The sequence below is a fragment of the Arthrobacter sp. C152 genome (assembly GCF_054890965.1).
On sequence record NZ_JBTZSU010000011.1, the window covers coordinates 115,521 to 122,028 of the forward strand.

The following is a 6,508-nucleotide window of genomic DNA, read 5'->3' on the forward strand; positions in this document are numbered from 1 at the left end:
AAGGCTAGGAGGCGGCCACCGGGAGGAAAAGGTTTGTTGCGCCGGATGAACCTGCGTGCCCGTGGCCGACCATCTGCAGGAACTCCCCCTCGGACAGCACCTCGATCGCCTGCCCCCGTTCATGGAGTTCCAGGACACGCCGCGCTTTACCGGTCAGGCGGCCCGAGCGCAGGTCCGAGGCGACGAAACCGTCACCCACCACCAGGACGGTGGTCCTGCCCGTCACCCGGCTCTCCGTCCGTGCGCCGCAGCGCGCCGAACGCTGCTTCGCCTCAGGACGGGCGATGGACAACTGCCCGGTGAAGACGACGGTCTGCCCGTACAGCGGGTGGGCCGGCTCGGCGTCGGGGTCCGGTTCCGGGTTCAGGCCCTCCTCAGGCCAGCCGGACTGGAACCGCCGCACCAGCGCCGCCCCGTTGCCGGAGGCGCCCGCCAGGTTACCGGAGGCGCCCGCCAGGGCGGCACGGCTGGGCTTTGACAGCTCGCCGGCGGCCGGGTCGAAGGCCTGCTGCCGCGGCAGGGCCAGGCCCAGCGACAGGTACAGCTCGGCGATGCTGTTGGCGCCGTTGCGGGCGGCAATGTCGATCAGGATGCCGGCGCAGGCCCGGGCATCCTCGGCGGCGTCGTGGTGGTTGACGAGCGGAACGCCGGCTTCCTCGGCTGCGAACGGCAGGGAGTTGGACACCAGGGAGTAGCAGCGGCGGGACAGCATGACGGTGCAGACGTAGTCATAGGCCGGACCGGGCAGCCCGGAGACCTCCAGCGCGGAGCGGATCACGCCGAGGTCGAACGCCGCGTTGTGCGCAACCAGGACGTCGTCGCCGATGAAGCCGCCGATCTCCGGAAACAGCTCACCGAACCGCGGCCGCCCCGACACGTCGGCAGGGGTGATCCCGTGGATGCGCACATTGTGGTGGTCGAAGTGGTCGTGGCCGGCAGGCGGACGCATCAGCCAGGAGGCTTCCGCCACGATCTTTCCGCCCCTGACCTTCGTCAGCCCCACCGAGCACGGAGAGCCCCGGAAGCCGTTCGCTGTTTCGAAGTCAATCGCCGTAAAGTCCAAACCCACGGGCCCCACCTTACCGCCGGAAGCGGCGCAACCCGGGAGGCACAGGCCCGTCAAGTACCCTTGAGGGGTGAACTTTCCTGTAATGAACGACCTCGCTGTGTCCATGCTGGGCGGTGCGGGACCGGTCCAGCCGCAGCTGGCCTCCTTCCTGCCCGACTGGCTGAACCCCCAGGTGTTCCTGGCCGACCCCGCCCTGGCGCCCTGGGTGGTCCTGCTGGTGTGCGGGATCGTTTTCGCGGAAACCGGCCTGCTGGTGGGGTTCTTCCTCCCGGGAGATTCCATGCTGTTCACCGCGGGCCTGCTGGTGGCCACGGACACCATCAAGTTCAACGTCTGGCTCCTGGCCCTGCTGATCGCGGTCTCGGCGATCATCGGCAACCAGACCGGCTACCTGATCGGGTCCAAGGCCGGCCCTGCGATCTTCAACAAGCCCAACTCGCGGCTGTTCAAGCGGGAAAACGTTGAGAACGCCCACGCCTTCTTCGAAAAGCACGGCGGCAAGGCCCTGATCCTGGCCCGCTTCGTGCCCATCATCCGCACCTTCGTTCCGGTGATCGTGGGTGTCGCGCAGATGAGCCGCAGGAAGTTCTTCCTCTACAACGTCATCGGCGCGGTGCTCTGGGGCGGCGGCGTCACGCTCCTGGGCTACCTGCTGGGCGACAAGGTCCCGTGGGTCCGCGACAACCTCGACATCATTTTCATCGCCATCGTGCTGGTCTCGGTGATCCCCATCGGCATTGAGGTCCTGCGCGGCCTGTCCGCCAAGCGCCAGGCACAGGCCTACGGCACGGACACCGTGGATGAGTTCATCGAGGAGCACGAGCCGCACGAGGAGCAGAAGACTCCGCGCAACATCCACCGCACGCGGCCGGAGTAGCCGGCCGCCGCACCCGGAACAGTAGAGCATCCGAACACAAAAGGTGCGCGCCCCTGACCAGTTCAGGGGCGCGCACCTTTTGTGTTGCTAGTCGGCAGCCTGCAGCGCTTCCACGATGGACGGGAGCAGGGCCCGGAAGGCCTTGCCGCGGTGGCTGATGGCGTTCTTTTCGTCCGCCGAGAGTTCCGCGCAGCTCCGGTCCTCGCCGGCCGGCTGCAGCACGGGGTCATAGCCGAAGCCCCCGTTCCCCCGCGGTTCCCGCAGGAGGAAGCCTTCCAGCTGCCCGTACTCCACCACCTCGCGGCCCGGGCCGCCGCCCGCGCCGGGTACCGCCAAAGCCGCGGCGCACACGAACGCCGCCCCGCGGTGCCTGTCCGGCACGTCGGAGAGCTGCTTGCGCAGGAGTTCAAGGTTGGCCGCGTCATCACCGTGGCGCCCCGCCCAGCGGGCGGAGAAAATACCGGGGGCCCCGCCCATCACGTCCACCGACAGGCCGGAATCGTCGGCGATGGCCACCAGCCCTGTGGCGCCGGCCACCGCCCGCGCCTTCAGCAGCGAGTTCTCGGCAAACGTGACGCCGGTTTCGACGACGTCCGGCGCACCTGCCGCCGCAGCGTCCACCACCTGGGTGTCGACGTCGAGCCCGGGGACCTGCCCCCGCAGCAGTTCGCGCAGTTCACGCAGCTTGCCCTTGTTGTGGGTGGCGAGGACCAGCCGCGGGGCCGTCCCGCTCACAGGGCGTCCGCGAGGGTTTCGCGCTGGATCGCGGCCAGCTGCGTGGTGCCCAGCAGGGCCAGGTCCAGCAGCTGGTTCAATTCCTCCCGGTCGAACGGGGCGCCCTCGGCGGTCCCCTGCACTTCGACAAATTTGCCCGAACCGGTGACCACGACGTTCATGTCGGTCTCAGCCCGCACATCCTCAACATATGGCAGGTCCAGCATGGGCACGCCGTCGATGATGCCCACCGAAACGGCCGCGATGGTGTCGAGCAGGGGCTGCGCGTTCCTGGCAATCAGCTTGGTGTCGCGGGCAAACCGGATCGCGTCGGCGAGGGCCACGTAGGCGCCGGTGATCGCGGCGGTGCGCGTGCCGCCGTCGGCCTGCAGGACATCGCAGTCCAGCACGATAGTGTTTTCGCCCAGCGCCTTGGTGTCGATGATGGAACGCAGCGAGCGTCCGATCAGCCGCGAGATCTCGTGCGTGCGGCCGCCGATCTTGCCCTTGACCGATTCCCGGTCGGAGCGGGTGTTCGTGGCACGCGGCAGCATGGCGTACTCGGCAGTGACCCACCCGCGGCCTTCGCCCTTGAGCCAGCGCGGAACGCCGGCGGTCAGGGAGGCCGTGCACAGCACCCGCGTGTTGCCGAACTCGATCAGCGCGGATCCCTCGGCCTGGTTGGACCATCCGCGGGTGATGCTGATGGGCCGGAGCTGGTCGGGGGCACGGCCGTCGGCGCGCACGATGGGCACTGCTGTTGCTTCAGATGTCATGTCTTTAGCTTATCGAGTGCCGCTCCGCCGGGCGCGCGCGGGAGCAGCGGCCCCTGGCCCGTGGCGGGCCCTAGACCGTGTAGTGCACGCCTGCCACAGCCACTGCCACGTCGCCGGGGAACACCGGGCGGGCCTCGGCCATGACGGTGGTCTGGGACGTCCACACGGGGATGTGCGTCAGCAGCAGGCGGCGCGCCCCGGCGGCTGCGGCGGCCTCGCCGGCCCGCTTCCCCGTAAGGTGCACATCCTTGATGTCGCTGTCGCGGCCTTCCTCGAAGGCTGCCTCGCACAGGAACAGGTCGGCGTCCCGTGCGGCATCCTCAAGCCCGGGGCAGGAGTCGGTGTCGCCCGAGTACGTCAGGGTCCGGTGGACGGGGGTCCCGTCCTTGCCCGGCTCCACCACGTCCACGCGCAGCGCGTAGGCCTCCTCGATGGGATGGTTCACCGAGTACGGGGTGACGGTGAAGGGCCCCACGGAGACGGGCTTGCGCTCCGCCCAATTGGTGAAGTCGAACTCCTCGTGCATCCCCGGGTCCAGGTCCAGGCCGTAGGCGGTGGCCATCCTGTCGGCAGTGGCCGCCGGCCCCCAGACGGGAATCCTGCCGCGGCCCCAGCCGCCGGGCTTCCAGCGGATGGCCACGTGCAGTCCGCACAGGTCCATGCAGTGGTCCGGGTGCAGGTGGGTGAGGAAGATCGCGTCGATGTCCTCCAGGTCCGTGTAACGCTGGATGGCCCCCAGCGCCCCGCTGCCAAGGTCCATCACCACCTTCCACGTCCGTTCGCCGTCGGTGGCAGTCAGGAGGTAGCACGACGCCGGGGAGCCGGGCCCGGGGAACGAGCCCGTGCACCCCACAATGGTCAGCTTCACAGGGCGGGTCCCCCGGCGCGGCCGGCGTCGGCGAACCCGCCGCCCACGAAGTTCGAGATGCGCGGGCGTTGCCGGGCGCTTTGGGCTGCCGCGATCATCTCCGGCGTGATCCGGGCCAGGCTTCCGGTGGGGTACTGCGCGGCCACGTGGTCCACGTGGCGGACGGACAGCACCTCGGGGCCAAGGAACCGCCGGGCCAGCGCCTCGAACTGCCCGGCATCGCCGGTGGCCACGAAATGGTGTTCCGGCGGGGTCTCGGACGTGCGCTGGAGGTTGTGGGTGGCGAGGGCGCGGTAGACGTCCTTGGCGGTTTCCTCCGCGCTGGAGACGAGGGTGACGTCGGCGCCCATGACGTAGGAGATCACACCGGTCAGCAGAGGGTAGTGCGTGCAGCCCAGGACCACGGTGTCCACGGCGGCGGCCTTCAGCGGTGCCAGGTATTCCTCGGCGACGGCCAGCAGGGCCGGACCGGTGGTGATGCCGGCCTCCACGTAGCTGACGAATTCCGGGCACGCCACGGAGGTGATGTTGAGGTCCGGCGCCGCGGCAAAGGTGTCCTCGTAGGCGCGTGAACCCACGGTGGCGGACGTGCCGATCACGCCCACCTTGCCGGTGCGGGTGGCCGCGACGGCGCGGCGCACGGCCGGCTGGATCACTTCGATCACCGGGATGCCGTACTTGGCGGTATACCGCTCGCGGGCGTCGCGCAACACAGCGGCCGACGCCGAGTTGCAGGCAATGGTCAGCAGTTTGACTCCGGAGTCCACCAGTTCGTCCATCACGCCCAGGGCGTTGGCCCGGACCTCCGCGATGGGGAGCGGGCCGTACGGCCCATGGGCGGTGTCCCCCACGTACAGGATGGACTCGTTGGGAAGCTGGTCGATGATGGAGCGGGCCACGGTGAGTCCGCCAACTCCGGAGTCGAAGACGCCGATGGGCCGGGTTTCCAGGGCGGTGGCCGCAGGGTCGCCGGCCACGGGCGCCGCTTCAGTGTGCGCTGACGGGTCCGTGCTCGAGGCTGTTGTCATGATTATTCGAGGATAGGTCTTCCCTGAAGGCTCAGCCATCATGTTGTGGCCTGCAACTCGTGTCGGCTCGGTCACAGCGGCCACGCGAACGGCGGCGGCCGCCCGTCAACGCCGGGATTCCATCGACTGCAGCATCGCCTGGACCAGGGATTCCTGCAGCCAGGTGGTGAAGTTGTACACCAGCGCCAGGTAGCTCTCCACGTCCTCGGCCTGGGACCAGTCCTGCATGCGGTGCACGTGCTCGGCGTCCGCCTCGTCCCGGATGTCCAGCCGCTCGGCCAGGACAAGGCGCACATCGTTCAGCGCCATGGACCAGTGCCGTGCCGCCTCGGGGGTCAGCACGATCTCGTCCTTGTCCAGGTCCAGGGCCGCCGCGCGCAGGGCGCCGATCTTTGTTTCCCGCAGCGAACGCTCGGTGAGCTGGCGGAACTCAAGGCTGGCGGCGCCGTCGTCCTTCACCACGTTGGGCAGCAGACGGCGCACGGCGCGGTCCGTCGGCTCGGCCACCTCCATGTCCAGCCCGATCAGGGCCGCCAGAGGGTCCTGCCCCTCGCGTTCCTCCGGCTGCAGCATGGAGATGACGTCGTCGATCAGGCTGCGCAGCAGGTCGCGTTCGGCCGGTTCCAGGTAGCCGGTAATGCCCTTGAGCCCGTATTTGAATGCCTTAGCCACGTTTCCCCTTGCCCTGGCCCGGACCGCCGGATTTGCCTGATGCGCCGCCGGCCCCGCCGCTGGCCTTCTCCACCGTGGCCCAGAGCCCGAAGCCGTGCATGGCCACGGCGTGCCGCTCCACCTGTTCCCTGCTGCCCGAGGCGACGATGGAGCGGCCCTTCTTGTGGACCTCCATCATCAGCTTGTTCGCCTTGCTCTCGGAGTAGCCGAAGTAGCTTTGGAACACGTAGCTGACGTAGCTCATGAGATTGACGGGATCGTTCCAGATCACCAGGTTCCAGGGAATGTCCGGCGCGGTCAGGGAGTCGGTGGACTCTGCTGTGCCGGTCCGGATGCCCTCCTGTGTATCAGGGCCGGGCGCAACGCTTATGGTCATCTGTCCATTCTATGAGGTGCCTGGGGCCACGCCGGCGAGGGCCCCGCGGCGATGCGAAGCGAGACGTGGGAGACGGTGGGGAGGGCCACGCCGTCGAGGGCCCCGCGGCGAAGCGAAGCGAGACGTGG

The 6,508-nt window shown here is 68.9% G+C and carries 8 protein-coding genes; 1 reads left to right on the top strand and 7 read right to left on the bottom strand.

The window, feature by feature from the left end; translation table 11 throughout:
• Positions 1-4 precede the first annotated feature (4 nt).
• Positions 5-1,069, bottom strand: a complete 1,065-nt coding sequence (locus ACYSM9_RS10490; RefSeq protein WP_461856888.1) for a 3'-5' exonuclease — start codon at positions 1,067-1,069, stop codon at positions 5-7.
• An 82-nt stretch (positions 1,070-1,151) separates the two neighbouring features.
• On the opposite strand from ACYSM9_RS10490, the gene ACYSM9_RS10495 reads away from it, so the two are divergent.
• Positions 1,152-1,946, top strand: coding sequence for a DedA family protein (locus ACYSM9_RS10495; protein WP_461856889.1), 795 nt, complete (start codon positions 1,152-1,154; stop codon positions 1,944-1,946).
• An 87-nt stretch (positions 1,947-2,033) separates the two neighbouring features.
• On the opposite strand, the gene rdgB is transcribed toward ACYSM9_RS10495, so the two are convergent.
• The 6 genes from rdgB to clpS all read right to left on the bottom strand — a co-directional run bounded on the left by rdgB (position 2,034) and on the right by clpS (position 6,380).
• Entirely contained in the window at positions 2,034-2,681 is a 648-nt protein-coding gene (gene rdgB / locus ACYSM9_RS10500; protein WP_461856890.1) for an RdgB/HAM1 family non-canonical purine NTP pyrophosphatase, read from the bottom strand.
• Complete coding sequence (gene rph / locus ACYSM9_RS10505; protein ID WP_461856891.1) at positions 2,678-3,436, bottom strand: ribonuclease PH; 759 nt, start codon at positions 3,434-3,436, stop codon at positions 2,678-2,680. The genes rdgB and rph overlap by 4 nt, the downstream gene beginning before the upstream one ends.
• A gap of 70 nt (positions 3,437-3,506) precedes the next feature.
• Positions 3,507-4,304, bottom strand: a complete 798-nt coding sequence (locus tag ACYSM9_RS10510; protein WP_461856892.1) for an MBL fold metallo-hydrolase — start codon at positions 4,302-4,304, stop codon at positions 3,507-3,509.
• Complete coding sequence (gene murI, locus ACYSM9_RS10515) at positions 4,301-5,332, bottom strand: glutamate racemase (RefSeq protein ID WP_461856893.1); 1,032 nt, start codon at positions 5,330-5,332, stop codon at positions 4,301-4,303. The genes ACYSM9_RS10510 and murI overlap by 4 nt, the downstream gene beginning before the upstream one ends.
• A 105-nt stretch (positions 5,333-5,437) precedes the next feature.
• Positions 5,438-6,004 (bottom strand): DUF2017 domain-containing protein, encoded by a 567-nt coding sequence (locus ACYSM9_RS10520; protein WP_461856894.1) that lies wholly within the window; start codon positions 6,002-6,004, stop codon positions 5,438-5,440.
• Complete coding sequence (gene clpS, locus ACYSM9_RS10525) at positions 5,997-6,380, bottom strand: ATP-dependent Clp protease adapter ClpS (RefSeq protein WP_461856895.1); 384 nt, start codon at positions 6,378-6,380, stop codon at positions 5,997-5,999. The genes ACYSM9_RS10520 and clpS overlap by 8 nt, the downstream gene beginning before the upstream one ends.
• Positions 6,381-6,508: the final 128 nt, after the last annotated feature.

Excerpts from the sequence above, each read along its gene's own strand:
- murI (WP_461856893.1), bottom strand. The coding sequence starts at position 5,332 with ATGACAACAGCCTCGAGCACGGACCCGTCAGCGCACACTGAAGCGGCG.
- rph (WP_461856891.1), bottom strand. The coding sequence starts at position 3,436 with ATGACATCTGAAGCAACAGCAGTGCCCATCGTGCGCGCCGACGGCCGT.
- clpS (WP_461856895.1), bottom strand. The coding sequence starts at position 6,380 with ATGACCATAAGCGTTGCGCCCGGCCCTGATACACAGGAGGGCATCCGG.
- ACYSM9_RS10495 (WP_461856889.1), top strand. The coding sequence starts at position 1,152 with ATGAACGACCTCGCTGTGTCCATGCTGGGCGGTGCGGGACCGGTCCAG.